This is a genomic window from Hydrogenophaga palleronii (genome assembly GCF_031457455.1).
Classification (GTDB): domain Bacteria; phylum Pseudomonadota; class Gammaproteobacteria; order Burkholderiales; family Burkholderiaceae_C; genus Hydrogenophaga; species Hydrogenophaga palleronii_A.
This window is the reverse complement of the sequence record NZ_JAVDWU010000001.1, coordinates 601,848-626,994: the sequence shown is the minus strand read 5'-3', so window position 1 is coordinate 626,994 and position 25,147 is coordinate 601,848. Positions and strand designations below refer to the sequence as shown.

21 protein-coding genes are annotated in these 25,147 nt (G+C 63.9%); 3 read left to right on the top strand and 18 right to left on the bottom strand.

Going from position 1 to position 25,147, the window contains the following annotated elements:
• Nucleotides 1–132: 132 nt before the first annotated feature.
• On the bottom strand, nt 133–2,589 hold the full coding sequence (locus J2W49_RS02930) for a DUF1631 family protein (protein WP_310311425.1): 2,457 nt from the start codon (nt 2,587–2,589) through the stop codon (nt 133–135).
• A gap of 177 nt (nt 2,590–2,766) precedes the next feature.
• Nucleotides 2,767–4,020 (bottom strand): MFS transporter, encoded by a 1,254-nt coding sequence (locus J2W49_RS02925; protein WP_310311423.1) that lies wholly within the window; start codon nt 4,018–4,020, stop codon nt 2,767–2,769.
• Between the two features lie 92 nt (nt 4,021–4,112).
• Between J2W49_RS02925 and J2W49_RS02920 the strand changes: the two genes are divergently transcribed.
• Nucleotides 4,113–4,985 (top strand): AraC family transcriptional regulator, encoded by an 873-nt coding sequence (locus tag J2W49_RS02920; RefSeq protein WP_310311421.1) that lies wholly within the window; start codon nt 4,113–4,115, stop codon nt 4,983–4,985.
• 73 nt (nt 4,986–5,058) lie between these two features.
• Here the strand turns inward: J2W49_RS02920 and J2W49_RS02915 are convergent, their stop codons facing one another.
• From J2W49_RS02915 to J2W49_RS02885, 7 genes are read right to left on the bottom strand one after another with little or no spacing between them, the layout of a single operon-like run.
• Nucleotides 5,059–6,240 carry a M20 family metallopeptidase gene (locus J2W49_RS02915; RefSeq protein ID WP_310311419.1) on the bottom strand — a complete coding sequence of 394 codons (1,182 nt, stop codon included), beginning with the start codon at nt 6,238–6,240 and terminating at the stop codon, nt 5,059–5,061.
• A complete protein-coding gene (locus J2W49_RS02910) occupies nt 6,237–7,640 on the bottom strand; it encodes a M20 family metallopeptidase (RefSeq protein WP_310311418.1) in 1,404 nt (467 codons plus the stop codon). The genes J2W49_RS02915 and J2W49_RS02910 overlap by 4 nt, the downstream gene beginning before the upstream one ends.
• A gap of 38 nt (nt 7,641–7,678) precedes the next feature.
• Nucleotides 7,679–8,545 (bottom strand): ATP-binding cassette domain-containing protein, encoded by an 867-nt coding sequence (locus tag J2W49_RS02905; protein ID WP_310311417.1) that lies wholly within the window; start codon nt 8,543–8,545, stop codon nt 7,679–7,681.
• A complete protein-coding gene (locus J2W49_RS02900) occupies nt 8,542–9,531 on the bottom strand; it encodes an ABC transporter ATP-binding protein (protein WP_310311416.1) in 990 nt (329 codons plus the stop codon). Before J2W49_RS02900 ends, J2W49_RS02905 begins: the two co-directional genes overlap by 4 nt.
• 11 nt (nt 9,532–9,542) lie before the next feature.
• Nucleotides 9,543–10,466 carry an ABC transporter permease gene (locus J2W49_RS02895; protein WP_310311415.1) on the bottom strand — a complete coding sequence of 308 codons (924 nt, stop codon included), beginning with the start codon at nt 10,464–10,466 and terminating at the stop codon, nt 9,543–9,545.
• A 9-nt stretch (nt 10,467–10,475) separates the two neighbouring features.
• On the bottom strand, nt 10,476–11,393 hold the full coding sequence (locus J2W49_RS02890) for an ABC transporter permease (protein WP_310311414.1): 918 nt from the start codon (nt 11,391–11,393) through the stop codon (nt 10,476–10,478).
• 25 nt (nt 11,394–11,418) lie between these two features.
• A complete protein-coding gene (locus J2W49_RS02885; RefSeq protein WP_405000984.1) occupies nt 11,419–12,906 on the bottom strand; it encodes an ABC transporter substrate-binding protein in 1,488 nt (495 codons plus the stop codon).
• Between the two features lie 204 nt (nt 12,907–13,110).
• On the opposite strand from J2W49_RS02885, the gene J2W49_RS02880 reads away from it, so the two are divergent.
• Both J2W49_RS02880 and J2W49_RS02875 read left to right on the top strand, forming a co-directional pair.
• Nucleotides 13,111–14,040 (top strand): LysR family transcriptional regulator, encoded by a 930-nt coding sequence (locus J2W49_RS02880; RefSeq protein ID WP_310311412.1) that lies wholly within the window; start codon nt 13,111–13,113, stop codon nt 14,038–14,040.
• 136 nt (nt 14,041–14,176) lie between these two features.
• Entirely contained in the window at nt 14,177–14,428 is a 252-nt protein-coding gene (locus J2W49_RS02875; RefSeq protein WP_310311411.1) for a hypothetical protein, read from the top strand.
• Nucleotides 14,429–14,451: 23 nt separating this feature from the next.
• On the opposite strand, the gene J2W49_RS02870 is transcribed toward J2W49_RS02875, so the two are convergent.
• The 9 genes from J2W49_RS02870 to J2W49_RS02830 form a co-directional block, all read right to left on the bottom strand.
• Nucleotides 14,452–15,873, bottom strand: coding sequence for a coniferyl aldehyde dehydrogenase (locus J2W49_RS02870; RefSeq protein WP_405000983.1), 1,422 nt, complete (start codon nt 15,871–15,873; stop codon nt 14,452–14,454).
• A gap of 96 nt (nt 15,874–15,969) precedes the next feature.
• Nucleotides 15,970–18,579 (bottom strand): ATP-dependent chaperone ClpB, encoded by a 2,610-nt coding sequence (gene clpB / locus J2W49_RS02865; RefSeq protein ID WP_310311409.1) that lies wholly within the window; start codon nt 18,577–18,579, stop codon nt 15,970–15,972.
• Between the two features lie 125 nt (nt 18,580–18,704).
• Nucleotides 18,705–19,478 (bottom strand): GNAT family N-acetyltransferase, encoded by a 774-nt coding sequence (locus J2W49_RS02860; RefSeq protein WP_310311407.1) that lies wholly within the window; start codon nt 19,476–19,478, stop codon nt 18,705–18,707.
• 24 nt (nt 19,479–19,502) lie between these two features.
• Nucleotides 19,503–19,976, bottom strand: coding sequence for a molybdenum cofactor biosynthesis protein MoaE (locus J2W49_RS02855; protein WP_310311405.1), 474 nt, complete (start codon nt 19,974–19,976; stop codon nt 19,503–19,505).
• 40 nt (nt 19,977–20,016) lie between these two features.
• Nucleotides 20,017–20,268: a MoaD/ThiS family protein gene (locus J2W49_RS02850; RefSeq protein WP_310311403.1), complete on the bottom strand. Its 252-nt coding sequence runs from the start codon at nt 20,266–20,268 to the stop codon at nt 20,017–20,019.
• Nucleotides 20,265–21,551: a molybdopterin molybdotransferase MoeA gene (locus J2W49_RS02845; RefSeq protein ID WP_310311401.1), complete on the bottom strand. Its 1,287-nt coding sequence runs from the start codon at nt 21,549–21,551 to the stop codon at nt 20,265–20,267. Before J2W49_RS02845 ends, J2W49_RS02850 begins: the two co-directional genes overlap by 4 nt.
• Nucleotides 21,552–21,608: 57 nt before the next feature.
• Nucleotides 21,609–22,142, bottom strand: a complete 534-nt coding sequence (mobB, locus tag J2W49_RS02840) for a molybdopterin-guanine dinucleotide biosynthesis protein B (protein WP_310311399.1) — start codon at nt 22,140–22,142, stop codon at nt 21,609–21,611.
• Complete coding sequence (gene thrC / locus J2W49_RS02835; RefSeq protein WP_310311398.1) at nt 22,139–23,581, bottom strand: threonine synthase; 1,443 nt, start codon at nt 23,579–23,581, stop codon at nt 22,139–22,141. Before thrC ends, mobB begins: the two co-directional genes overlap by 4 nt.
• Nucleotides 23,582–23,718: 137 nt before the next feature.
• Nucleotides 23,719–25,053 carry a homoserine dehydrogenase gene (locus J2W49_RS02830; protein ID WP_310311395.1) on the bottom strand — a complete coding sequence of 445 codons (1,335 nt, stop codon included), beginning with the start codon at nt 25,051–25,053 and terminating at the stop codon, nt 23,719–23,721.
• Nucleotides 25,054–25,147: the final 94 nt, after the last annotated feature.

The window sequence follows — 25,147 nt, the reverse complement described above, 5'->3', positions numbered from 1 at the left end:
ATGAGGGTTGTCGGTCATGCCGACCATCCCTGAGCACTCGAGGTTCCAGACGGCTGTTCCTGAGCTACCGGCGGTCAATCGCCAGGGGTCGATCTCGCGCCTTGAGAGGTCGCGACGGGTTTGTCCTAAGGATCAGGCCGGCTCAGGTTCTGAAGACGGGGCCGCGTCACGGGCCATGGCCGTGATGGCCTTCTGCACCACGCTGCGCGACTCGATGGGGCGCAACAGGCGATTGGCGATCAGCCGCTCGCAGCTGCGTTTGGTCATGGAATGCGGTCGCCCGCCCCTGCTGACGAACATGAACAGCGTGCCTTTGCTGCTGGCCCAGATCAGTTGCGCCCGCAGCCACTCGCGTCGGGAATTCAGATCCACCCAGTCGCCTTCGCGCAGTCCGGCCAGCACCATCGCCGGATCAATCGCTTCCTGGCTTTCCGCCATGGCCGCCTGCACCATGGCCTGCTCGTCGGCCTGATGGGCCTGGGCGGCGGCCTGGCTTTCGGCGAGATCGGCGTAATCGGTCGGCAGCGTGTCCTCGAACCCGGCTGCGTCAAGCTCACGCCGCCCAAGCCAGGGCTGACCAGACTGACGGGGTTTGCGCTGTTCGGGCGTGGCAGGCAGGGTCTCGTCCAGCTCCATGGACTTTGACGAACCTTCCAGCGGCACCGGGTCAGAAGAGCCGGCATCGCTGCGGGTGCGGGCACGGCGCAGGCCCAGCACCGGCTCGTGCAGACGCATCAAAGCGTCAAAGAATGGCTGGGTCTCTTCACGGGTCTGGCCCAGCATGTCCAGCCCCTCGTGCAGGGTACTGAGCATCTTGGGAAGGATCTCGAACAGCTTGGCCGGCCGCTTGAGTGTCACTTCCTTCTTGACGCTCCAGAGCAGGTGGGAGACCACCTTCTTGTAGCCCCCCGGATCGTGGTGCTGCGTCTGGTCGTTGAGCTGGGCCGAGGCGATCACCAGCGACCATGGGCCGTAGAGAAAATCCAGAATCACGCCTGGCGCATGGTCGATGTCCGCGCGCTGGCTGATATCCCAGGCGATCTGGTCGGCCAGTGCCTGGCGCGCCTCTGCGTACCGAACCGATTGCAGGCCCTGGTCCTGCTGCTGCAGATCGGCCTGGTCTTGCGCTTGCCAGCTCTCTTCCAGGTGGTCGAGGAGGTCGGCAAAGGCAGTGGAATCGGCCTGTTCCGATGCATTGAGTTCGCGAAATGCCTGCTGTACCGGTTGGAAAAACCGATCAAACTCGCTCGCGAACTCGTCGTTGTATTTGAAGCTGCGCTGGGCAACGCTCTCGATCAGGCGCCTTGCAGGGTGTTCGTCCTCGCTGAAGAATCGCGGATTGGCCATCGCCTGGCGCAGCAGTGCAGGCTCCAGGGCCACCACCGCTTCGCGCACCGGTGCCAGCAGCAGCGGGTCGCTGGCCACCTGGTTGACCAGGGTGCGCACCACGTCAAGGCCAACGGCCTGGCTGACTTTCTGCGCCTTCTGCTTGAGCTGCAAGAGCAGCTTGGAACGCTCATGAGCGGCCGCGAAGTCACCCCATTCCTGGGGGCTGAGTTCGCTGCCAATGCCCACTTCGCGAGCAGGCCGGTCCACAGCCGTGACATCGCGGTACTGCATGCGCTGCTGCTGCAGCACCTGTTCATCAATCGGCTCTGCAGGAGCAGACCGCTCCACCTCCCGCAACTCCCGCTCCACCTGCTGGTAATAGCCACCTTCCAGGGGACGTTCGTAGCGGCTGTGACCGTGTTCGAGAAAATCGTGAAACACGCGATGCTCAACACCGGACTGCAGGCGCCCCAGGTGCGGCATGGGTGGCAGATCATAGGCAGGGTAATCCAGCGGTGCGCCGCCGGAGAGCCGTCCGCCCATCCCGTCCTGCTCGGGGAGCTTGCCCCATTGGGAACCTTCTTCTGCGATGCCGGCGCGCACCGCCCGCTTACCCTGAGGCGCGAGCCGAACCCGGTAACCCGCCTCGCGCACATTGGCGCGCTGCAGCATCACGGCCAGGTTCTCATACATCTTCTTGAGTTCACGCCCCAGCGGCGGCCCAAAATGGCGCAGCCACAAACCCCTGATTTCAGAGTCGGGCTCGTCGTTGGACATCAGATCGCGCAACGCCCGTATGAACACCGAAGGCCGAAGGGGGTTCAGCTCGGCTCGGACCGTTCCCTCGCCAATGAGCGAGCTCATCAGCGCATCGAGCACCGCCAGTTCCTGCTCAAGCGTTGGCTGGATGCTCTGCAGCAGGCGCGCAGACTCCAGCGATTCGTTCACCACGTCTTCGTCGACCAGGGAGAGCATGACCGACTCGGAGAGCGTGGCAGGGCGGGAGAGCTGGGTATCGCCCGGCGCACCCTCGAACGCCTCCCGCAAGCGCTGCGGAAAGGCCTTCGACCATTGAGCCTTGTTCTGCAGCAGAAGCCACCAAGCCCGGGCCACGCGGTCGCGCATGGCCGTGTCCGTGCCCTTGTTCTCGGCGACCTGCAGGTCGGCAATGGCCACTTCCATGCAGCGGCCCAGCATCTCAGGGGCTTCTGTGAGCGCTTGTTGAAAACACTGTTGGAGCAATCGGGGACGCGCCGTCATTGTCGGTCTGCAGAAATCTGCCGGACGATCGGAAAATGGACAAGCCGCAGTTATACCTTCTGGAAGGTTGGGCAGCGGTGCCGCAGAAAAAATTTCAGCCCACACCGCCTTGGACCGGGGCGCAAATTCAATCGAAAGACCTCAGACTGAAGGGGATGCCTGCCCGGTGTGTGCTGCTCAGACCACGGCCAGCGCGGTGCGCCTGACGCGGCGCACGTTGAACGCGCTCACGATCAGCACACCCTGCACCACCGCCAGCCCGATCAGAACACCTCGGAACAGGCCCTGGTCCATCATCAACCCAAAGATCAGCGGCGAGATCGCCTGCCCGATGTCCAGACCTGAATACACCACGCCATAGACGCGACCGGTGGCGTTCTCGGGTGTGGACCGCTTGACCAGCAGATCGCGGGACGGACCGGCGATGCCCGCCGCAAACCCCATGGCGCCGAACAGCACGGGCACCGCCATCGCCGGCAGCTTGCCCAGCGCAAGCAACAAGGCAATGCCCGCCGCAATGCCAAAGCCCACCCCCACCACTTTTTCGCAGCGGGTCGGATCGGCCGCCAAGAACCCGCCCACCACCATCCCCCCTGCCGCGCAGAGCATGTAAGTGGTCAGGCAGACCGCCACCAGAGCCAGCGGAACGGCGTGCAACTGGCGCGCGGCCTCCGGGGCGAAGGCCTGCACCACGCTGAGAGACATGGCGTAAAAGAAAAAGAAAGCGAAACACATCCACACCGCCGGGATGCGAAGAAAAGCCAATGAACTCTCTGCGGCCGTCTGGCCAGTCGCGCTGCGCTCTGGCGGCGGTGCAGCCGGCAGGCTCAAGCGTTCCCGGTGCATCCACAGCACGCCCAACACCACAAAAGCCAGCACCCCGGCACTCACCAATGCCGCCCGCCAGGAATACGCCAGGGCAATGGGCACCAGCATGGCGGGCGCCAGCGCCCAGCCCAGGCTACCGGTGATGCCATGCACGCTGTAGGCATGGCCCAGCCGGGGGGCACTGACCTTGCGATTGAGCAAGGTGTAATCCACCGGATGGAACACGCCGTTACCAAGGCCGGCCACCACCGCAAAGGCCGCCAGCATGGCGTAGCTGGTGCTGGCGGCAAAGCCAAAGGCAGCCACCCCCAGGAGCGACAGGCCCGCAAACAGGACCGGGCGCGGTCCGAAGCGATCGACGACAAAACCGGATGCAGTCTGAACAGCACATGAGGTGACGAAAAAGATCGTCATCAAAAAGCCCAGCTCGGCGTAGCTGGCGTCGAACGCGTCTTTCAGCCAGGGGAACAGCGGCGCAAGCAGCAACTGGCTGAAGTGGCTGATCATGTGCGCGAGCCCCACCAGACCGATCAGACTGGCGTCTTGACGCAGGGGAACCAGGCCGCTGGCAGGGAGGACGTGGGCGGGACTTGATGAAGACATGGCGTGATCGTAGACTCGACCGGACTCGCCGAATGGCGACGATCTGACATGTTTCGTCGATTTCCCGCCAAACCGCATTTCACCCCTCCGCCATGCCCTCGCCTCGCCTACCTAGATCCTTGCGCCAGCCCAGACCGACGCCGCTGGGCGACACCGACAGTTTCACCCCCGACGAGGCCCGCCCTGTGCGGGTGCGGGCACGCTCGCTCAGTGCAGACACCCACTTCGAACTCCATCGGCACCCATGGGGCCAGCTGGCGTATTGCGCCACGGGCATCGTGCAGGTCATGGTGGCGCCGGAAGACGAAGGCCGGCAGGCCGTGACCTTCATCGTGCCACCGTCCCGCGCGGTGTGGATTCCGCCGAACACCCGCCACGCGGTCACGGTGCGTGAAGCGGCAGAGTTGCGCACCCTGTACATCCATGCCCGCGCGAGGCATTGTGCAGGGATGTCCTGCCGCATGATCCGCGTTTCACCACTGCTGCGCGAGCTGGTGCAGGCCATGGACGCTGACACACGCCGCGCTTCCGAGCCCGCCCGCGACCGCTTGCTGACTGGGCTGGTGCTGGACGAGCTGGCCCATGCCGACACCCAGCAACTGGGCGTACCGCTGCCCCATGACAAGCGCCTGAGAGCGCTGTGCGAGGCGGTGCTGCGTGCGCCCGGCGAGCGCGCCACCCTGGCGCAGTGGGCCGCCAATGCGGGGGCCAGCGAGCGCACGATGACACGGTTGTTTCGCGAAGAGTTGAGCACCACCTACCAGGAGTGGCGCCAACAGGCGGTGCTGGCCCATGCGCTGCCTTTGCTGGCACGTGGGGCGTCTGTCAGCCAGGTGGCCGCTGCCACCGGCTACACCAGCGACAGCGCATTCAGCGCGATGTTCAAGGCGGCAGTGGGCCACCCGCCCACGCGGTGGAGCCAGCATGCCCTAGCCACGAAGTTGCATTTGTCGTCTCCGTTCTGAGCATTTCCAAGAACCCAGGCCATCACGAACCTCTGAAAGCATGTGAAGGGGCAATTACATCGTGACCAACGCCCTATCTATCCGCTGACGCCGCGACTTGAGTGGAAAGCCCGACGATGGTGGCGAGCAATGCTTGTGCGCGCGGCACCAGGGTGTCGAGGCAGCAGTACTCCTGCTCGGTGTGCGCCTTGGCCCCCACTGGCCCGACGCCGCACAGCGTCGGAATGCCCAGCGAGGCGGTGAAGCCCGCGTCAGAGCAGCCGCCGGTGAACTCACCATCCACCGCGAAGCCGACGCGTGCGGCGCTTGCCTGGTAGCGCACAAGCAGGTCCTCGCTCCACCTTGGTTCGAGCGGCAGGAACTCCGACGTTTGCGTGACCGTTGCCACCGTTCCTGCAACACCTGGCTCAGCCACGATGTCCCGGATGCGCGCGAACAGCGTCTCGCGCTGTGCCTGTGTGCAGAAGCGCACGTCAAGTTTTCCCTGGGCCGAGGGCGCCACGGTGTTGCTTGACAGGCCGCCACTGACGAGGCCCACATTGGCGGTGATACCGGCAGCGTAATCGGTCAGCGCATGCAGCGCCCGGATCTTGCGTGCCAGAGTTTCGATGGCGCTCGCCCCGTCGGCGTGGTTCATGCCGGCATGTGCGGCGCGGCCGGTGACGTCGATGACGAAATTGGCGCCGCCCTTGCGCGCGGTGACGAGGTTGCCACTGACGCGCCCGGGCTCGGCGTTGAACGCGGCCCGCGCGGCGCGCGCATGCGCCTCGATAGCAATGCGTCCGCGTTGCGAGCCGATTTCTTCGTCGGCGGTGAACAGGCCGAGCACCGGAAACGGCAATGGTGCCACCCGCCGCAACGCCATCAGCACAAAACACTGCAACACCAGGCCCGACTTCATGTCGGCGACCCCAGGTCCGTAGCCGCGATCACCTTCGACGTGCCAAGGGCGCTTCAGCACGGTACCCGTCGGGAACACCGTGTCGCGGTGGCCCATCAGCACAACAGGCGACGCCAATGGCAACGCGCCAGGCAGCCGTGCGAGCAGCACATCACCGTCGGCAGGATCGGCATGATGCTCGGCCTCGATGTCATCAGCGAGCAGCCAGCCTCGCATGGCCTCGGCCACCCGGTCGGTCCCGGCCTTGTCGTGGCTGTTGGAGTCGATGTCGACCAGGGTGGCCAGCGCCGTCTGCATGGCCCCGCGCTGGTTGGCAAGCCAGGCGATAGCAGCTTCGAGATCCGGCGCGCTCATGGGCGACTCTTGAAGACGCCCGGTCCTTCTTCGGCCAGGTCCCAGAACAGACCGGCCATGATGTGCAGCGCCTCTCGCGTCACGTCGGCCAGGATGTGTTCGTTGGGCGCATGCTGCGAACATGCCGGGTACGAATGAGGCACCCACAGCGTCGGAAGGCTCAGCGTTTCCGCAAAGACCTCGTTCGGCAGCGAGCCACCCAGGTTGGGCAAGAGCGCCGGGCGCACACCGGTGCTGCGTTCAATCGAAGCCATGCCCCAGCGCACCCACGCATCGTCCGGATCAAGCCGTGTGGCGGCCATGTGCACGTCGGTGCCGCGCAGTTCGACATCGTCGAAGCCGTGCGCGTCCAGGTGCTGGCGGATGTGTTCGAGAAATCGGATGTGGTCGCTGCCGACGACGTAGCGCATGTGGCAATGCGCACGTGCATCCGACGGGATAGCATGCACCGGCATGGCCGGGTTGCCGGTGATGAAAGCCAGCACTTCGAGGCTGTTCCACCCGATGACGCGTTCCGATGCCGACAGGCCTGGCTCGCCCCAGTCCGGATCAATCTCGGGGTCATTCACATCGCCACCCACCGCGATATCTTTGAGCGCACGGCGCACACTGTCCGGCAGTTCGCGCGGTAGCAAGCCGGGAACGAGGATCTTGCCCTTGGCATCGACCAGGCTGGCAATGGCATGGGCCAGCCGGATTCCGGGGTTGCGCAGCAGGCCACCCCAGTTGCCGGAATGGTGGCCGCCTTCACGCAGCTTCAGGTGCAGATCAAAGTTGAAGACACCCCGCGAGCCAAGGAACATGGTCGCACGCGAGGCCGAAACGCGTGGACCGTCGGACGCAATGAACACGTCGGCCGCCAGCGACTTGCGGTGTTGCACGCAGACTTCGTTCAGACCCGGTGAGCCGTCCTCTTCGCCCATCTCCAGGATGATCTTCACGTTGTAACCGAGCTTGCCACCACGCACCGCGATCACCTGCTCCAGTGCCGTGAGGTTGATGGTGTGCTGACCCTTGTTGTCGGCGATGCCGCGACCGTACCAACGGTTGCCTTCGACGACGAGCTCCCATGGCTTCAACCCTTCGCGCCACTGCGCGTCGTAACCGCGCACAACGTCACCGTGGCCATAGGTCAGCAGCGTGAAGGACGCGCCAGGCTCGATGCGTTCGGCAAGCAAAAAGGGGCTCTTGCCCGGAATGGGATTGCCGACAACGCGGTAGACGAAACCCAGCGCCTGGAGCTGCGGCGCGATCTCGTCGTCCAGGTAGGACTGCAGGATCGGGCCGCTGGTGGCGTCCTGGCTCTCGGTGCGAAAGGCGACGCGGCGCGCCAGCGTCTGCTGGAAGCGACCGTCGTCGAAACAGGCCAGCGCCTGTGTAACGGCTTGGTGACGGCTCATGGAAAAGTCTCGGAAGAAAGGGGTGGGTGAACGACGGATCAGGCGACGGGGAGCGGCAGATCGCGTTCGATGTCGGGTATGCCCAGGCCGGGCTCGGGCGTGAGCGCGGATGCGAGCAGCATGCGGGTGTAGGGGTGTGCGGGTCGTGCGAATATCTGCTCACGGGTTCCGCTTTCGACGATGCTGCCCTGGTGCATCACTGCAACGCGATCAACCAGGTGCTCGACAACGCCGAGGTCGTGGCTGATGAAGAGATAGGTCAGGCCAAACTCCGCCTTCAGGTCGAGCAACAGATTCAGGATCTGCGCTTGCACCGACACATCGAGGGCCGACGTCGGCTCGTCGCAGATCAGGATGTCGGGGCGCAAGACCAGCGCACGCGCAATGGCGACACGCTGACGCTGCCCGCCGGAGAGTTGATTCGGGTACTGGCCGTGCGTGCGCTCGGGCATGCCGACCAGGTCCAGCATGTCCCTCACGCGTTGGCGCTGCTCAGCCGGCGTACCGATTTGGTGCAGCCACAACGGAACGCCAACGATGTCGGCCACGGTACGGCGCGGATTCAGCGATGAGTATGGGTCCTGGAAGATCGGCTGTACCGCGCGGGCCAGCGCCTTGCGTTGACCCGGATCGATCTCCCGACCGTTGATCAGCACGTTGCCCGATGTCGGCGCCAGCAGGCCCAGCAGCATTTTGGCCAGCGTGCTCTTGCCGCAGCCCGACTCACCGACCAGGCCCAGCGTTTCACCCTTGCGGATGCGCAGCGACACGTCGTTGACCGCCCGGATCTCGCCCGGCGCACGGAACAGGCCGCGCTTGAGCTTGTAGATGCGCGTCAGCGCGCACAGCTCAAGTGCGATGTCGTCATCAGGCACGGCAGGCCTGGGTTGCACGATGTTATTCATGCCGCCTCCGCCAGTTCGGCGCGGGCTGCCACGCAGCGCACGGCATGTCGCTGGTTCAGCATCACATAGGGCGACGTTTGTGCACAGGCGGATTGCACCTCGGTGCAACGGTTGGCAAAAGCGCAGCCCTGCACGTCACCGATCAGGCTCGGTACCACACCGGGAATGGCCTGCAGGTGGCTGCCGGGCAAGGTCTTGCCGCGCACCGGAATGCAGTTGAGCAGGCCGCGCGTGTAAGGGTGGGTGGGCCGGGCGAAAAGCTCGGCCACGGGTGCGGTCTCGATCACCTCGCCGGCGTACATCACAGCCACGCGGTCGGCGATGCGGGCCACCACACCGAGGTCGTGCGTGATGAAAACGACTGCCGTACCGAACTCCCTCTGCAGCTCCCGGATCAGTCGCAGGATCTGCGCCTGTATGGTCACGTCGAGGGCGGTGGTGGGTTCGTCCGCGATGATCAGGTCGGGGCCGCACATCAGGGCCATGGCGATCATCACGCGCTGGCGCAGCCCACCCGAGAGCTGATGCGGGTACTGGCGCATCCGGTCGGCCGCCTGCGGTACACCAGCGCGTTCAAGAAGGTGCACCGCGCGGTCGCGCGCATCGGCGGCATTGACCTTGCGATGCGCGCGCAAGGCCTCGCAAAGCTGGTCGCCCAGCGTGTAAGACGGGTTGAGCGAGGTCATCGGCTCCTGAAAGATCATCGCCATGCGTGCGCCGCGCAGGGCGGCCATGCCCTTCTCCGGCAAGGTCTGCAGGTCAACGCCATCGAAGCGGATGTGCTCAGCCGTGCGAACCGCCTTGCGCGGCAGCAGGCCCATCAACGCCAGCGAGGTCATGGACTTGCCGCAACCGGACTCGCCGACCAGGCACAGCATCTCACCGCGGTTCACATGGAAATCAATGCCGCGCACGGCATGCAGCATGCCGCGTTCGGTGGGAATGTCGACGTGCAGGCTCTTCACGTCAAGCAATGGTGTCGTCATGTTGTGATCCTTCAGTTGCGGCCGTCAGGTGCCGTCAGGTCGCGAATGCCATCGCCCACGAGGTTGATCGACAGCACCAGCAGCGCCAGCACCGCGCCCGGAATCACGATCACCCAGGGCTGAAAGAACATGTAGGCCTTGCCTTCAGCCACCATCAGACCCCACGACGGCGTGGGCGGCTGCACGCCCAGGCCGAGGAAGGACAGTGTGGATTCGAGCAGGATGGCATGCGCCATCTCCAGCGTGGCGACCACCGTGAGCGCGCTCATGAGGTTGGGCAGCAGTTCGCGCAGAAGAATGTAGGGCGTGGAGGCTCCCAGCGCCTTGGCCGCGGAGATGAATTCGGCATCGCGCAGCTGCTGCGTCGCCGAACGCGTGACGATGGCAAACCGGTCCCAGAGCAGCAGGCCGAGCAGCAGGATCACCACCTGCAGCGAGCCACCGACCAGTGAAGCCATGGCCAGTGCCACCAGCACCACCGGCATCGCCAGGCGCGTGGTGATGATGTAGCTGATGACCGCATCCACGCGGCCGCCATAGTAGCCAGCCAGCACCCCCAGCGTCGTACCGATCACGCCGGCGATCACCGCAGTGACCAAGCCGATGATCAGCGACACGCGTGCACCGAACAGCAGGCGGCTCAGGTAGTCGCGCCCCAGCTTGTCGGTGCCGAGCAGGTGCTCCCACGAGCCCTTGTCGTGCCAGATCGGTGGAATCAGGCGGCGCGTGACGTCCTGCGCATAAGGGTCGTGGGGCGCGAGCCAGGGCGCGAACAGCGCTGCCAGCGCGATCAATCCGAAGATCACCGCGCCGATGGTGAGACCGTGCTGCCCCAGCACGCGGCGCAACAGGCGCCGCCAGGCGGTTGCAGGCGGCAAGGCCAGCGCGGGTGCCGCAAAACTCGCGGCATCGTTCGACAGTGTCGTGGTGTTCATGCCGCTTCCTTAGCGCGTGCGCATGCGCGGGTCGAGCGCAGCGTTGAGCACATCGGCCACGAAGGTGAGGCCGATGTAGAACACGGCGATGATCAGCACCACGGCCTGCACCACCGGGTAATCGTTGCGCGAGATCGAGTCCCACGCGAGCTGGCCCAGGCCCTGCATCGAATAAACGGACTCGATGACCACTGAGCCACCGAGCATGAAGCCCAATTCCACGGCAGCCAATGCCACCACCGGAATGATGGCGTTGCGCAGGGCATGCTTGAAGACCACGCGTGCCGGGCTCAGGCCCTTGGCCCGGGCCGTTCGGATGTAGTCGGAGCCGAGCACGTCGAGCATGCCAGCGCGTGTGAGCCGCATGATCGCCGGCATGGCGTAGTACCCCAGCGCCACGGCCGGCAAGACGAAGTGTTGCCAGCTCGTATTGCCCGCCACCGGCAGCCATTGGAGACCGACCGAGAACACGATGACCAGCGTGAGCGCGAACCAGAATGTGGGCATCGCCTGCCCCACCACCGCCACCATCAGCGACAGCCGGTCGATCCAGGTGTCGCGATAGATTGCGGCCAGCACGCCCAACGGAATCGCCACCACCACGGCCAGCAGCAAAGCCATGCCGCCGAGCTTCAGCGTGATGGGAAGGCGTTCGCCGATGAGCTCCATCACGGTGCCCTGGAAGTAGAACGAACGTCCGAAGTCCAATCGCAAGGCGGCGCCCAGCCAGTCGAAAAACTGCGAGGTGATCGGCCGGTCGAGCCCGTACTGCACGCGGATCTTCTCCACGTCGGCAGCGCTCGACTCTGGTCCGGCGATGGCCGTTGCCAGGTCACCCGACAAATGCAGCAACATGAAGCTCACGACGGCCACCGTCAACATGACGGAGAGGGCCACCAGCAGGCGCCGGAAGATGTAGGTCAGCATGGCAAGGGCCCTCGCTCGATTGGCGTCACTTCCAGCTGGCCATGAAGAAGCGCGGCAACTCGTCGGGCTGCGCCTCGAACTGCAGGTCCGAGGTGAATGCGTAGTTGGTCGAGTACGAGAACAGCGGTGCCCACATGGCCTGCTCGGAGATGCGCTGCAGCGCCTTTGCGTACATGGCCTTGCGCTGCGCCGCGTCCACAGTCGTGTCGGCGGCTTGCAGCAGATCGATGGTCTGCGGGTCCTTGGCCGTGTCGTCCGCCCCGCCCTTGAAGAAGTTGCCGGTAAAGGCCGAGGCGTCGTTGATGGAGTAAGAGCCCCAGGCCTGGAAGCTCAGTGGTGCACGCCCGGAGCGAACCTCTGTGCGCAACGCCGGATACTGCACGAAATGCAGACGGGCACGGATGCCAATCTTGCGCAGGTCGCCAATCATGGCTTCTGCGTAGTCCCGCTCGCGATAGGCCCAGAGGTCCGTGTCAAACCCGTTGGGGAACCCAGCCTCGGCCAGCAGCGCTTTGGCCTTGACCGGGTCGTAGGGGTACTTCACGACCTTGACCGTCTCGCAGCCGAACTGGGTGCGAAAGCAGGGTGCGTGCACCGGCTGACTGCCACCTCGCACCAGGCTGCTGGCGAGCCCCTCGCGATGGATCGCCATGTTCACCGCCTGGCGCACTCGCGGGTCCTTGAAAGGTGTGGACTCAGGCGTGGAGCCATGGTTGTTGATGGAGATGAAGCCCACCCGCATGGTCTCGCCACTGAGCACGGTGAGGTTGGGCAGGGTCTTGAGCGACTCGGCCTGGTCCGCGGGCACGCGCCAGATCCAGTCGACCGCACCGGTCATGAGCTGTGCCATGCGCGCCTCAGGGTCGCGGATGACGACGAAATTCACTTTGCCGATCTTTGGCTGGCCGATCGGGCTGTCCTTGAAGTAGGCCGGGTTCTTGACCATATTCACGCCCTGACCAGGAACGACCGCGGTGATCTTGTAGGGGCCGGTGCCGATCGGCGCCTTGCTGTAGCCCTCGATCCCCACCTTCTTGAAGTAGGCTGCGGGGTAGATCGGCGTGGGTCCGGCCAGGTATTCGAGCGCGGCCGGGAACGGTGTCTTCAGGTGGATGCGCACCTGGTACTCGCCAAGTTTTTCGACGCTCTTGATCCAGTCGGTGTTCTGCCGCGTTGCGATCTTGGCATCTGCGCCAGTGACTTCGTTGAAGGTGTAGACCACATCGTCGGCGGAGAACTTGTCGCCGTTGTGGAACGTCACGCCCTGGCGCAGGGTGAGGTTCAAGGCCGTGGGCGACTCCCACTTCCAGGTGGTGGCCAGTTGCGGCTTGAACTCACCGGTCCTGGTGTCGCGATAGATCAACGTGTCCCAGGCCATGGCTGCCAGGATCACGCCTTCGCGCATGTTGTTGTGGTACGGGCTGACGTTCTCGACCTCGTTGTCGGACGCGTAGGTCAGTGTGTCGTTAGCCTTGCCGGCGTACGCCGTCGCTGCGGCAACAGCCAAAGTCATTGCCAGAAGTCCGCGCTGCACCAGCGTGGTGGATAGATACCCCATGAAACGCTCCTTGAAAGAGGTTGAACAGAATCGCTCCGACGGGGCAATAGTAGGGTTCGGTAGCGTTTCAAGCTTTACAGAATTTCGACCTCATCGATGCCAAAAAGGCAAGGCTCGTCTGAACGATGGGTGGTCCACGCGTCGATAATCAACTCTGCCATGGCCACATCCCAGCTCATTGCCCGGCAGCTGCAAGACACTGCGCTGCGCTACTTCCTGGAGGTCGTTCGTTGCGGGTCGATCAGCGAGGCATCTGCACGGCTCAACGTCGCCAGCTCGGCCATCAGCCGACACATCGCGCAACTGGAGGCGCTTCTCGGGGTGAGCCTTTTCGACCGTCATGCGCGTGGCATGGTGCCGAATGCGGCGGGCGAGCTGCTCGCTGTCCACGCCCTGCGATCTGCGCACGATGCAGAGCGCATCGTCGGCGAGGTACAGGCCCTTCAAGGCATGCAGCGGGGCCGCGTGCGCATCGCCACCACCGAAGGCTTCTCGTTGGAGTTCCTTCCACGTTTGATCAGCGAGTTCGTGACGCAGCATCCCGGCATCCAGTTCCATCTGGGCGTACACCCGCCCGCCGAGAGCACGCGGCGCATTCTTCTGGGCGATGCCGATATCGGCCTCGTCATGAGTCGCGGTGCAGAAAAGGACATCAAGGTCGAACACATCCAGCCTTCTCCGGTCAGGGCTGTGATGCGGCCCACGCATCCGCTGGTGCGCTTCAAGCAGATCAGCCTGCGGCAACTGACCGCCTACCCGCTCGCATTGCCAGAGCAGGACACCACGGTGCGCCAGCTGTTCGACATCGCTTGTCATCGACAGCGCCTGCAGATCGAGCCGGTGCTGACCAGTCGCTACATTGCAGGCCTCCTGGGCTTCCTGCGCCACTCGAAGCTGGGCATCACGATCTGCGGAGAGATCTCCGTGCGCGAACAAATCGAACGCGGTGAACTGGTGTCGATGCCGCTGAAGGACCGCGGCCTGGATCTGCGCAATATCGAAGTGCAGACCCTGGTGGGTCGCACCTTGTCTCGCACGTCGCAGACTTTTCTGGACTACCTCAAGGTTCAGCTGACAAGACCGAGGTAGGTTCTGCCGGCCACCATCATGTTTGTTGGGCGACAAACGGTCAACACACTGTCATATCTGACAGGTACCTTACGGATAGGGATGCAAGCCTCTGACACAGTGGCTCCGTGCCCCAGTGGCACAGGGAGAAAAATAGATGACCACTATCCGACGTTTCATGAAGACGCCCCGCGCATGGGAAGCGCTGACACGACCCGACCTGGTGGGTCGCGAGGCCCACACGCTGCTGCTGATGGTCAATGGCCGACGCAGCAGTCTCGAACTCTCGGCCCTGCTGGGCCAGGACATCGACGATCTGGCGAGCACGCTGGAGGCCGGGGGCTACCTCAAGGAGACGGAACTGAGGTTGCCGGGCGATGTCGACGAAGAGAGTTCAGCGGGCGCTTGAGGTGAAAATGCTGCTGGCTTTTGTCAGAGCCAGCGTTTCATCAGGCCAATGACCCGTGTAAACCGCGCACCGTAGGGTGGGTAGAACAGGTGGCCCATGGCGAACCTGGATTGCACCAACACCGGTTTCTGCTGGGTGAAGCGCAGAAAGCCGGCTTTGCCGTGGTAGGCGCCCCAGCCGCTCTCACCCACGCCGCCGAACGGCAACTGTTCATGAGCCACATGCATGAGGGTGTCATTCACACTGACGCCACCGCTCACGGTACGCATGAGTACCTTGTCGCGGTGGGCGTCCTCGCGACCAAACCAGTAAAGCGCCAAGGGGCGTGGGCGGGCGTTGATGGCGGCGATCGCTTCGTCCAGATCGATGTACGACAACACCGGCAGGACGGGGCCAAAGATCTCTTCCGTCATCAATCGCGCACCGGGCGGCACGTCAAACACCAGTGCGGGCGCCATCTGGCGCCTGGTCGAGCCATTGGCCGGAGAGACATCCCAGCCTGACACCCGGGCGCCCTGCTTGCACGCCTCGTCGACCAGGGCCAGCAATCGGGCATGGTGGCGTTCGCTGACGATGGACGCGTAGTCCGGATTGCCCTCGATGCTGGGGAACAGTTTTGCCACCGCAGCCCAGTAGGCGGTCTCAAATGCCGGCTCCATGCCCTTGGGCAGCATCACATAGTCCGGGGCAATGCAGGTCTGACCGGCATTGAGCAGCTTGCCGTGCGCAATCTTGATCGCGGCGTCGTGCAAATCGCAAGACGCGTCAATGATGCAGGGCGACTTGCCACCCAGTTCGAGGGTGGTGGGCGTCAGATTGACGGCAGCCGCCGCAGCCACCTGCCGGCCCACCTGCGTTGAGCCCGTGAAGAAGAGATGGTCGAAGGGCAACTGCGAGAAGGCCTGCGCCACATCGCTTCCCCCCTGAATCACGCAGAACTCGTCAGCGGCAAAGGTCTGGCGCACCAGGGATGCCATCAGCGCCGAGCTTTGCGGCGTGAGCTCGCTGGGCTTGAGCATGACGCGGTTGCCCGCCGCCAGCGCCGTGGCTGCCGGGCCCAGGGTGAGCTGCAGGGGATAGTTCCAAGGGCCAATCACGCCGACCACACCCAGCGGCTGGGGCTGCAGGTAGCCTCTGGCGGGCAGCAGGTAGAAAGGGGTTCGCACGCGCTGGCGCTTCATCCAGCGCGGCAACTCCTTGTGCAACTGGGCCATTCCTGCTCGCAGGACGAACAGGTCCGCGGCCTCAGTCAAGGAACGGGATCGAACGCCAAAGTCTGCCTCCACCGCTTCGGACAGGGCTTCAGCATGGGTTTCGATCAGGTCACGCAGTCGAGCGAGCCGGTCGCGACGCAGCGCCAGGGGCACATCCACCTGTGCCCGGCTGGCGGCGTGCTGCGCCTCAAACAGCGCGCGCAAGGGGAAATCGGGCGGGTTCTGGGTCATGCGGTCCATGATAGAACCCGCAGGCCGCGTCGGGTAGTGCCTGGGCTCCAATTGGTGGGGAACCCAGGCACGCCTGGTGAATCCGGCTCAGCGCTGTCAGGCAGCGCTTAAGGCGTCGCCAAACTCGAACACGCCAGGGTTGCGAACCGGATCGACCCCCACCGGAATGACCGATTTGGGCGGGTAGCGCCCCTCCAGCAGCAGCTTGGACAGCGGGTTCTCGATGCGCTGCTGAATGGCCCGCTTCAGGGGCCGGGCACCAAACACCGGATCAAAGCCCACCTTGGCCAGCTCTGCCAGCGCAGCGGGTGCCACCTCCAGCCGCAAGTCCATCTTTTGGAGTCGTGCCTGCAGGGCCTTGAGCTGGATGCCAGCAATGGATTCGATGTGTTTGGCGTCCAGTGCGTGGAACACCACCGTCTCGTCAATGCGGTTCAGGAACTCGGGCCGGAAGTGGTTTTTCAGCTCACCCCAGACGGCGTCCTTCACGTCTTCGTAGGGCTCACCCACCATGGCCTGGATCAGGTGAGAGCCGATGTTGCTCGTCATCACGATCACGGTGTTCTTGAAGTCCACGGTGCGGCCCTGGCCGTCGGTCAGGCGGCCGTCGTCCAGCACCTGAAGCAACACGTTGAACACGTCTGGGTGGGCCTTTTCCACCTCATCGAGCAGCAACACCGAGTAGGGCTTGCGGCGCACGGCTTCGGTGAGGTAGCCGCCCTCCTCGTAGCCCACGTAGCCCGGCGGCGCGCCGATCAGGCGTGCCACGGAGTGTTTTTCCATGAACTCGCTCATGTCAATGCGGACGAGATGCTCTTCCGTGTCAAACAGGAAGCCGGCCAGCGCCTTGCACAACTCGGTCTTGCCCACTCCGGTCGGGCCCAGGAACAGGAACGATCCGGTGGGGCGGTTCGGGTCAGACAGGCCCGAGCGTGAGCGGCGAATGGCATTGGCCACGGCGGCGATGGCCTCGTCCTGCCCCACCACGCGGTCGTGCAGCTTGGTTTCCATCTGCAGCAGCTTGTCGCGCTCGCCCTGCATCATTCTTGACACAGGAATACCGGTGGCCCGGCTCACCACCTCGGCAATCTCTTCGGCACCCACCTGCGTGCGCAGCAACTTGGGCGCGGCGCCTTCGGTGACCTTGGCGGACTCCTTGTCCTGCGCTTCTTTCAACCGCTTTTCCAGTTCGGGCAGGCGACCATATTGCAGTTCGGCCACTTTGTTGAAGTCGCCCTTGCGGGTCTGTTCCTCGATCTGCAGCTTGAGCTTTTCGATCTCTTCGCGCACATGCTGGCTGCCCTGGGCCTGGGCTTTTTCGCTTTTCCAGATTTCGTCCAGATCGGCGATTTCCTTTTGCAGCCGGTGGATCTCTTCTTCGATCAAGGCAAAACGCTTGAGAGACGATTCGTCCTGCTCCTTGCGCACGGCCTCGCGCTCGATCTGCAACTGGATCAGGCGGCGATCCAGCCGGTCCATCACTTCTGGCTTGGAGTCGATCTCGATCTTGATCTTGGCGGCGGCCTCATCGATCAGGTCGATGGCCTTGTCTGGCAAGAAACGATCGGTGATGTAGCGGTGCGAAAGCTCGGCCGCGGCGACGATGGCCGGGTCGGTGATCTCCACGCCGTGGTGCACTTCATACTTTTCCTGCAGGCCGCGCAAGATGGCGATGGTCTGCTCCACCGTGGGTTCGTCGACCAGCACCTTCTGGAAGCGGCGTTCCAGCGCGGCGTCCTTTTCGATGTACTTGCGGTATTCGTCCAGCGTGGTCGCGCCGATGCAGTGCAACTCACCACGCGCCAGCGCAGGCTTGAGCATGTTGCCGGCATCAATGGCGCCTTCTGCCTTGCCGGCACCCACCATGGTGTGGAGTTCGTCGATGAACAGGATGATCCGGCCTTCGTCCTGCGAGACTTCCTTCAGCACGGACTTGAGGCGCTCTTCGAACTCGCCGCGGTATTTGGCGCCGGCCAGCAGGCCGGCCATGTCCAGCACCAGCACGCGCTTGTCGCGCAGACTCTCTGGCACCTCACCATTGACAATGCGCTGAGCAAGGCCTTCCACGATGGCGGTCTTGCCCACGCCGGGCTCGCCGATGAGCACGGGGTTGTTCTTGCTGCGGCGCTGAAGCACCTGAATCGCGCGGCGGATCTCGTCGTCCCGGCCGATCACAGGGTCGAGCTTGCCGGCGCGGGCACGCTCCGTCAGGTCGAGTGTGTATTTTTTCAGCGCTTCGCGCTGGCCCTCGGCTTCGGGGCTGTCCATCTTTTGGCCGCCACGCACGGCGTCGATGGCGCTTTCCAGGCTCTTGCGGGAAAGTCCGTTCTCGTTGGCGATGCGCCCGAGTTCGCCCTTAGCGTCGGCCACAGCCAGCAGGAAGAGCTCGCTGGCCACGAACTGGTCGCCGCGCTTGATGGCCTCTTTCTCGGTGGCCTGCAGCAACTTGGCCAGCTCCTGGCCCACCTGGACCTGTTCCTGCCCCTGCACTTCCGGCAGGCGCTTCACCACCGCCTCAACAGCCTTGCTCAGGCCCGCCACGTTCACGCCCGCACGCTGCAACAAGGACTGCGGGCCATCAGGCTGACGCAGCATGGCCAACAGCAGATGGGCCGGTTCGATGTAGGCGTTGTCGTTGCCCAGCGCCAAGGTCTGGGCTTCGCTCAGGGCTTCCTGGAATTTGGTGGTGAGTTTGTCGAGTCGCATGCCTGGGTACTCCGGAAAAATGAATTACGGCTCATCTGGCGCTGGTTCACCCATTTTCAAGCGCAAGCCGAACTCGTGCCGGCGCCTGCACCCCGAAGATTGACGCAGGTCAACCGGCTCGACGTTCAGCCTGGCTTGCGCCAGTAGCTGTAAGGCCAGGCCGTCTCCATGCCGGCTCGCCGGTAAAGCGCCAGCGCAGCGGCGTTGCCGGCATCCACCTGCAGGAATACCCTGGCCACGCCGCGCCGCCGGGCCTCCTCTGCCATGGTGACCAGCACGCGTCGCGCCAGCCCCTGCCCCCGACAAGCCGCATGGGTGCGCATGCCATGCACGCTGAGCCAGCCACGCCCGAACGCCGCCGCACCCGAGGCCACGGTGCGCCCCGCTTCTCGCACGCTGGCAAACAGCGTGTTGTGGGCTCGGCTGAGTGCGCGGGCCCTGCTCGCTCCATCGACCGGGTCCAGGCCAGGCCCCAGAAACATCGCCATCCACTGGGAATCGGCTTTGTCTTCCAGCACGCCAGGCGGGCCGGGATGGAGTTGCAACAGGTTTTCCACCTGACCGACCATGGTCAGCGTGGGCTGCTCGCGCTCATAGGCCAGGCGACGCAGTTGTGCATGAAAGTCGTCAAAAGCTGGCAAATCCGGCAGACGGAATGCTGGCGCAAATCCCAGAGCCCGGTAGCGTTCGGCAATGCTTTCGACCAGACCGACATCGGGCCGACTGTGCTGCAGGGGCACCGCGGATCGCGCCCGGCCTACAGTACCGTCAAAAATGGGCAGCAGCCACCCGGGGAGATGCTCCATCCGGTCGGGCACCACCGCTTCCAGCGTGGCGCGCTCGATGGACTCCACATCCGTGTCGGCAAGCGGCAACAACACGCGTTCTCCGGTGCTCATGGATGCGTCCCTGCCCTAGGGCGATCAGGCGTTCTGACCCGCGATGCCCCAGCGCTGAAGCGCAGCATCGTCACTGACCCGTGCATCGACCCAGCGCGCGCCCGCTGGCGTCTGTTCCTTCTTCCAGAAGGGTGCCTGGGTCTTGAGGTAGTCCATGAGAAATTCGCAGGCCTGGAAACTCTCGCCCCGGTGGGCCGAGGTCACCACCACGAGCACGATCTGGTCCATGGGCTGCAAAACGCCCACGCGATGGATCACGCGGGCACCGAGGATGTCGAACCGGCGATGCGCCTCGTCGATCATGGCCTCGATGGCTTTCTCCGTCATGCCCGGGTAGTGCTCCAGCTCCATCGAATGCACACCCTGCCCGTCATTGCGATCCCTGACCGTGCCGACCAACGAACAGACCGCGCCCACACCCGGGTTGCGCTCACGCAGCTGTGCCACCTCGGCGGACAAGTCAAAGTCATCGACCTGGATACTCACCCGTTCAGTCATGTGATTCACCTGAGGGTTGAATGAGACCGCATCACCGACCTCAGCCGCCGGTGACGGGCGGGAAAAAACCGACCTCGGCGCCTTCCGGCAGCGCGGCAGTTTCTTCACTCATGGTCTGGTTGAGTGCGACCCGCACTGCCTTTCCGCGGGCCAGCGCCTCGGCGTAAGCGCCGCCCCGGGCGATCAGCTCGTCGCGCAGCGCGCCCAGCGTTGGGGCGCTCGTGTTCACCGCTTCACTGCCCGTGGACAAAGCTTCGCGTATGGAAGCGAAATAACGGATGTTGACGTTCATGCAAGCCACTCTGCAAACGAAACAAAAGGAACCAGGTCACCATGGGCAATGGTACGGCCTGCGGCCTTGTCCACCAGTCCGTCGGCCCAGGCAACCGAGGTGAGCACGCCCGAACTCTGGTTGGGAAACAGATCGAGGCCACCTGAGCTGTTGCGCCGCACACGAATGAACTCTCGGCGCTTGTCAGCGCGGGTCACGTCAAAGTGGGCCGGCAGCATCATCGGATCCGGCATGGATGGGACAACATCTGCCTTCACACCTTGCAAGGCCAGCAGAAACGGACGCACCAGCAGCACAAAGGTGACAAAGCTGGACACCGGGTTCCCGGGCAAACCAATGAAATGGCACGGCTGCTCCGCCGCTTCCGTGGCAGGATGCCGCCGGACCGTGCCATAGGCAAATGGCTTGCCGGGCTTCATGGCAATCTGCCAGAGGTCCAGCGAGCCCAGCCGTTGCACCGACGGCTTGATGTGGTCTTCTTCGCCGACCGACACACCTCCGCTGGTGAGAATCAGGTCGTGGTGGTCGGCCGCCGACTGCAGGGCGGCCAGGGTCGCATCGCGCCGGTCGGGCACGATCCCCAAATCACTCACTTCGCACCCCATTCGGTGCAGCAGCGCCCGCAGAAAGAAGCGGTTCGAGTTGTAGATAGCCCCGGGGGGCATGGCTTCGGGCGGTACATCGCCGGGCATGACGAGTTCGTCACCGGTGGAAAAAAGCGCCACACGCGGTCGCGCCACCACCGACAACCTGGCCCTGCCCAGGCTGGCTGCCAGGCCGAGACCGGCAGGCGAGAGCCTCTCACCCCGGGCCAGCACCACCGAACCAAGGGCCACATCTTCACCAGCCCGCCGCACCCACTGGCCGGGTTGCGGCATCGCATGGATGTGCACACCGTGGATGTTGCCGCCCACCTCTTCCGTGTCTTCCTGCATCACCACGGCATCGGCACCTGGCGGCAGGGTGGCCCCTGTAAATATGCGGGCACAACTGCCCTCGCGCAGCGGGCTGGCTGGATGGCCGGCCGCGATTCGTTGAGAAACCGGCAGGACCACACCGGGCGCGCTCACATCGGCGCAACGCACCGCGTAGCCGTCCATGGAGGAGTTGTCCTGCGGTGGCACCTGAAGGGATGAAACCAGGTCTTCAGCCAGAACCCGGCGATCGGCGTCGAAGGTGGCGACCGTTTCCACGCCCGACAGGGGTTCGACGCGCTCCAGCAACTGCGCCAGTGCAAGGTCAAGTTCCATCAAAGGCGTTCGCAGGTGGGCGGGAGCGGTCATGTTTGAACGGTGTTTGGCGTCAGCACGGCGCCTTCTGTTGGCGCGGGGATCTGTCTGTCACCCGTGTGCCTCCGGGTTGTAATCAAATCTTTGCCCATTTTCGATCAGCCATGCAGCCACTTCATCGGGCTGGTTCAAATCCAGCACCGGGCGCAGGGTGGCCTCAGGGAGCCGGTCGGCACTGTCGGTGGCAATGGCCACGATGAACGGGTCGTTGGGGTAAAGCGTCGATTTTGCACTCTCTGCGCGCCAGATCTCGATCTTGAGCAGGTCGCAGTCCTTGAACCCTTCCACGAACACCCAGTCGATGCCGTCGTACAGCTCGGCCAATAAATGGTGAACGCCCAGTTCGACGGGTTGCTCGAATTCACGCATCAGCACCAGGCGATGCCGCGAGGCCGCCACCACCTCGAACGCGCCCGCCTCGCGGTGGCGCCAGGTGTCCTTGCCGGGATGGTCAATGTCGAACTTGTGGTGGGCATGCTTGACCACCGACACCCGGAGCCCACGCAGCTTCATCGCCGGGATGAGCTGCTCGACCAAGGTGGTCTTGCCAGACCCCGAAAAACCCGCGAAGGCAACAACCTTCATGAATCGGCGCAGTGCTGGACGATGTAGTTCTTCACGGCCACCGCATCGGCTGGCATGACCTGAACCCGTTTGGGCAATGCCTCGATGCCTTCGAATTGAGCGGGACGGTCAGGTTGACGCCCCAGCGCTTCGACGATGGTCTCGGCGAACTTGATCGGCAGAGCGGTTTCCAGCACGATCATGGGGATTTCCGCTCTGGCGTGTGCGCGAGCCACCTTCACACCATCGGCAGTGTGGGTGTCGATCACCACGCCAAAGCGTTCAAAGGTGTCCTTGATGGTGGCGAGGCGGTCTGCGTGCGTGCTCTTGCCGCTGACGAAGCCGTAATGCATCGCCGCTTCGGCAAACACCGGGTCGGCACCCAATTCAAAACGGCCCTCGCGGCTGAGCGCGTCACCAAACAGCGCCTTGACCCGCGCCCCGTCGCGACCCAGCAGATCAAAAACAAAGCGCTCGAAGTTGCTGGCCTTGGAAATGTCCATCGACGGGCTGGAGGTCTCGTGCGTGTCGGCGCTGGCGCGCACGCGGTAGACACCGGTGCGGAAGAACTCGTCGAGCACGTCGTTTTCGTTCGTCGCCACGGCCAGGGTCTGGATGGGAAGCCCCATCTGGCGTGCCACATGCCCGGCGCAGACATTGCCGAAGTTGCCGCTAGGCACGGTGAAGCTCACCTTCTGCGAATCACTCGAGGTTGCCTGGAAGTAGCCCGCAAAGTAATAGACCACCTGGGCGAGCAGTCTGGCCCAGTTGATTGAATTGACCGTGCCGATCTTGTACTGGCGCTTGAAGGCCAGGTCGTTGGACACGGCCTTGACAATGTCCTGGCAGTCGTCGAACACGCCTTCAATGGCGATGTTGTGGATGTTTTCGTCCATCAGACTGAACATCTGGGCCTGCTGGAATGGGCTCATGCGGCCGTGCGGGCTGAGCATGAACACCCGCACGCCCTGCTTGCCTCGCATCGCATACTCGGCCGCGCTGCCGGTATCGCCACTGGTCGCACCCAGGATGTTGAGTTGTTCGCCGCGGCGCGCCAGCTCGTACTCGAACAGGTTGCCCAGCAGCTGCATGGCCATGTCCTTGAACGCCAGCGTCGGACCGTTCGACAGCGCTTCCAGGTAGAAACCATCTTCAAGTTTCTTCAGCGGCACGATGGCCGCCGTGCCGTACACCGCCTCGGTGTAGGTCTTGTCGCAAAGTGCCTTCAGATCAGTCGCAGGAATGTCGTCGATGTAGAGCGACAGCACTTCGAAGGCCAACGCCGCGTAACCGCCGGGGGCGCCGCCATTGAACACGCCTCGCCAGCGTGCCAGTGTGGCTGCGTCCACTTGCGGATAACGCTCGGGCAGGTACAGACCGCCATCGGGCGCCAGGCCCTCCAGCAGGATTTCGCAGAAGTGTTTGCGATCCAGATGGCCGCGGGTAGAGAGGTACAGCATGTCAGTGTTCCAGGGCATTGCGAGCTACCGCCCTCGTGCGTGCAAGGCGTCTGATCCAGCCACTCCACGGAACCGGTTTTGCCAGGTCAGGAGTGTGGTCCCGCCCGCAGGCGGAAGACGCGAAGTGGCGCAGGAGGTCAGTTCAACTCCTCTTTGCGAATGCGCGTGATCGGCGCCAGCACGGAAGACAGGCCCTGCATATCGGCCAAGGCACGGTTCATGACGCCCTCCCGTGTGTCGTGCGTCAGGATGATCAGATCGGTCGAAGCTGCACCCGCCACGGCCAGGTCGGCACTCACCTCCTCGGCCCGGCGCTGGAGCAAGGCATCGATACTGATGCCCGCCTCTGCGAGCAGGCCCGTCACCTTGGCCAGCACGCCCGCCTCGTCTGCCACGCGGAGTCGCAGGTAATAGCTGGTCACGACCTCGCTCATGGGCAGCACCTGGAGGTCGCTCATGGCATCGGGCTGGAACGCCAGGTGCGGCACCCTGTGGTGCGGGTCGGCGGTGTGCAGTCGGGTCACGTCCACCAGATCGGCAATCACCGCACTGGCCGTGGGTTCGCTGCCGGCCCCTTTGCCGTAATACAGTGTGGTGCCGACGGCATCTCCTTGCACCACGACCGCATTCATGGCGCCTTCCACGTTCGCGATCAGTCGCTTGCTCGGCACCAGGGTCGGATGCACACGCAGCTCCACACCCGCCTCGGTGCGCCGCGTGATGCCCAGCAACTTGATGCGGTAGCCCAGTTGCTCAGCGTAGCGGATGTCCGTGCCACTGAGTTGGGTGATGCCCTCGACATGGGCCTTGTCAAACTGCACAGGAATGCCAAAGGCAATGGCGCTCATCAGCGTGACCTTGTGGGCCGCATCCACGCCTTCGATGTCGAAGGTCGGGTCCGCTTCGGCATAACCCAGTCGCTGAGCCTCCTTGAGCACGACATCGAAGTCCAGCCCCTTGTCACGCATCTCTGACAGGATGAAGTTTGTGGTGCCGTTGATGATGCCCGCGATCCACTGGATGCTGTTGGCCGTGAGACCCTCACGCAGCGCCTTGATGATGGGAATGCCACCGGCCACCGCCGCCTCGAAGGCCACCATCACGCCCTTGGCCGAAGCCGCAGCGAAAATCTCAGTGCCATGCACGGCCAGCAAGGCCTTGTTGGCCGTCACCACATGCTTGCCAGCCGCGATGGCTTCCATCACCAGCGCCTTGGCCACGCCATACCCACCGATCAGCTCCACGACGATGTCGATGTCGGGGTTGGCAATCACAGCGCGTGCGTCGTTCACCACATTGACGTCCGGCCCCACCAGGGAGCGCGCACGATCCATGTCCAGATCAGCCACCATGGTGATTTCAATGCCGCGACCAGCGCGCCGCTTGATCTCTTCCTGGTTGCGTTTCAACACATTGAATGTGCCGCTGCCCACGGTGCCTATGCCCAGCAGGCCTATTTGGATCGGTTTCATGCTTCTCTCATTCAATTAAACAGACGGGACACCGATGCCCCCCAGTTGTCCCCAATCAAGGCCAGACGGGAGACGATGCCGCACTGATGGCCAT

What these genes read in the sequence shown, in the direction of transcription:
- J2W49_RS02890 (WP_310311414.1), bottom strand. Translation starts at nt 11,393, where the DNA reads ATGCTGACCTACATCTTCCGGCGCCTGCTGGTGGCCCTCTCCGTCATG.
- J2W49_RS02845 (WP_310311401.1), bottom strand. Translation starts at nt 21,551, where the DNA reads ATGACCGCTCCCGCCCACCTGCGAACGCCTTTGATGGAACTTGACCTT.
- J2W49_RS02860 (WP_310311407.1), bottom strand. Translation starts at nt 19,478, where the DNA reads ATGAGCACCGGAGAACGCGTGTTGTTGCCGCTTGCCGACACGGATGTG.
- clpB (WP_310311409.1), bottom strand. Translation starts at nt 18,579, where the DNA reads ATGCGACTCGACAAACTCACCACCAAATTCCAGGAAGCCCTGAGCGAA.
- J2W49_RS02910 (WP_310311418.1), bottom strand. Translation starts at nt 7,640, where the DNA reads ATGAGCCGTCACCAAGCCGTTACACAGGCGCTGGCCTGTTTCGACGAC.
- J2W49_RS02925 (WP_310311423.1), bottom strand. Translation starts at nt 4,020, where the DNA reads ATGTCTTCATCAAGTCCCGCCCACGTCCTCCCTGCCAGCGGCCTGGTT.
- mobB (WP_310311399.1), bottom strand. Translation starts at nt 22,142, where the DNA reads ATGAAGGTTGTTGCCTTCGCGGGTTTTTCGGGGTCTGGCAAGACCACC.
- J2W49_RS02915 (WP_310311419.1), bottom strand. Translation starts at nt 6,240, where the DNA reads ATGAGCGCGCCGGATCTCGAAGCTGCTATCGCCTGGCTTGCCAACCAG.
- J2W49_RS02920 (WP_310311421.1), top strand. Translation starts at nt 4,113, where the DNA reads ATGCCCTCGCCTCGCCTACCTAGATCCTTGCGCCAGCCCAGACCGACG.
- J2W49_RS02830 (WP_310311395.1), bottom strand. Translation starts at nt 25,053, where the DNA reads ATGAAACCGATCCAAATAGGCCTGCTGGGCATAGGCACCGTGGGCAGC.
- J2W49_RS02855 (WP_310311405.1), bottom strand. Translation starts at nt 19,976, where the DNA reads ATGACTGAACGGGTGAGTATCCAGGTCGATGACTTTGACTTGTCCGCC.
- J2W49_RS02875 (WP_310311411.1), top strand. Translation starts at nt 14,177, where the DNA reads ATGACCACTATCCGACGTTTCATGAAGACGCCCCGCGCATGGGAAGCG.
- J2W49_RS02870 (WP_405000983.1), bottom strand. Translation starts at nt 15,873, where the DNA reads ATGACCCAGAACCCGCCCGATTTCCCCTTGCGCGCGCTGTTTGAGGCG.
- J2W49_RS02930 (WP_310311425.1), bottom strand. Translation starts at nt 2,589, where the DNA reads ATGACGGCGCGTCCCCGATTGCTCCAACAGTGTTTTCAACAAGCGCTC.
- J2W49_RS02900 (WP_310311416.1), bottom strand. Translation starts at nt 9,531, where the DNA reads ATGACGACACCATTGCTTGACGTGAAGAGCCTGCACGTCGACATTCCC.
- thrC (WP_310311398.1), bottom strand. Translation starts at nt 23,581, where the DNA reads ATGCTGTACCTCTCTACCCGCGGCCATCTGGATCGCAAACACTTCTGC.
- J2W49_RS02905 (WP_310311417.1), bottom strand. Translation starts at nt 8,545, where the DNA reads ATGAATAACATCGTGCAACCCAGGCCTGCCGTGCCTGATGACGACATC.
- J2W49_RS02850 (WP_310311403.1), bottom strand. Translation starts at nt 20,268, where the DNA reads ATGAACGTCAACATCCGTTATTTCGCTTCCATACGCGAAGCTTTGTCC.
- J2W49_RS02880 (WP_310311412.1), top strand. Translation starts at nt 13,111, where the DNA reads ATGGCCACATCCCAGCTCATTGCCCGGCAGCTGCAAGACACTGCGCTG.
- J2W49_RS02885 (WP_405000984.1), bottom strand. Translation starts at nt 12,906, where the DNA reads ATGACTTTGGCTGTTGCCGCAGCGACGGCGTACGCCGGCAAGGCTAAC.
- J2W49_RS02895 (WP_310311415.1), bottom strand. Translation starts at nt 10,466, where the DNA reads ATGAACACCACGACACTGTCGAACGATGCCGCGAGTTTTGCGGCACCC.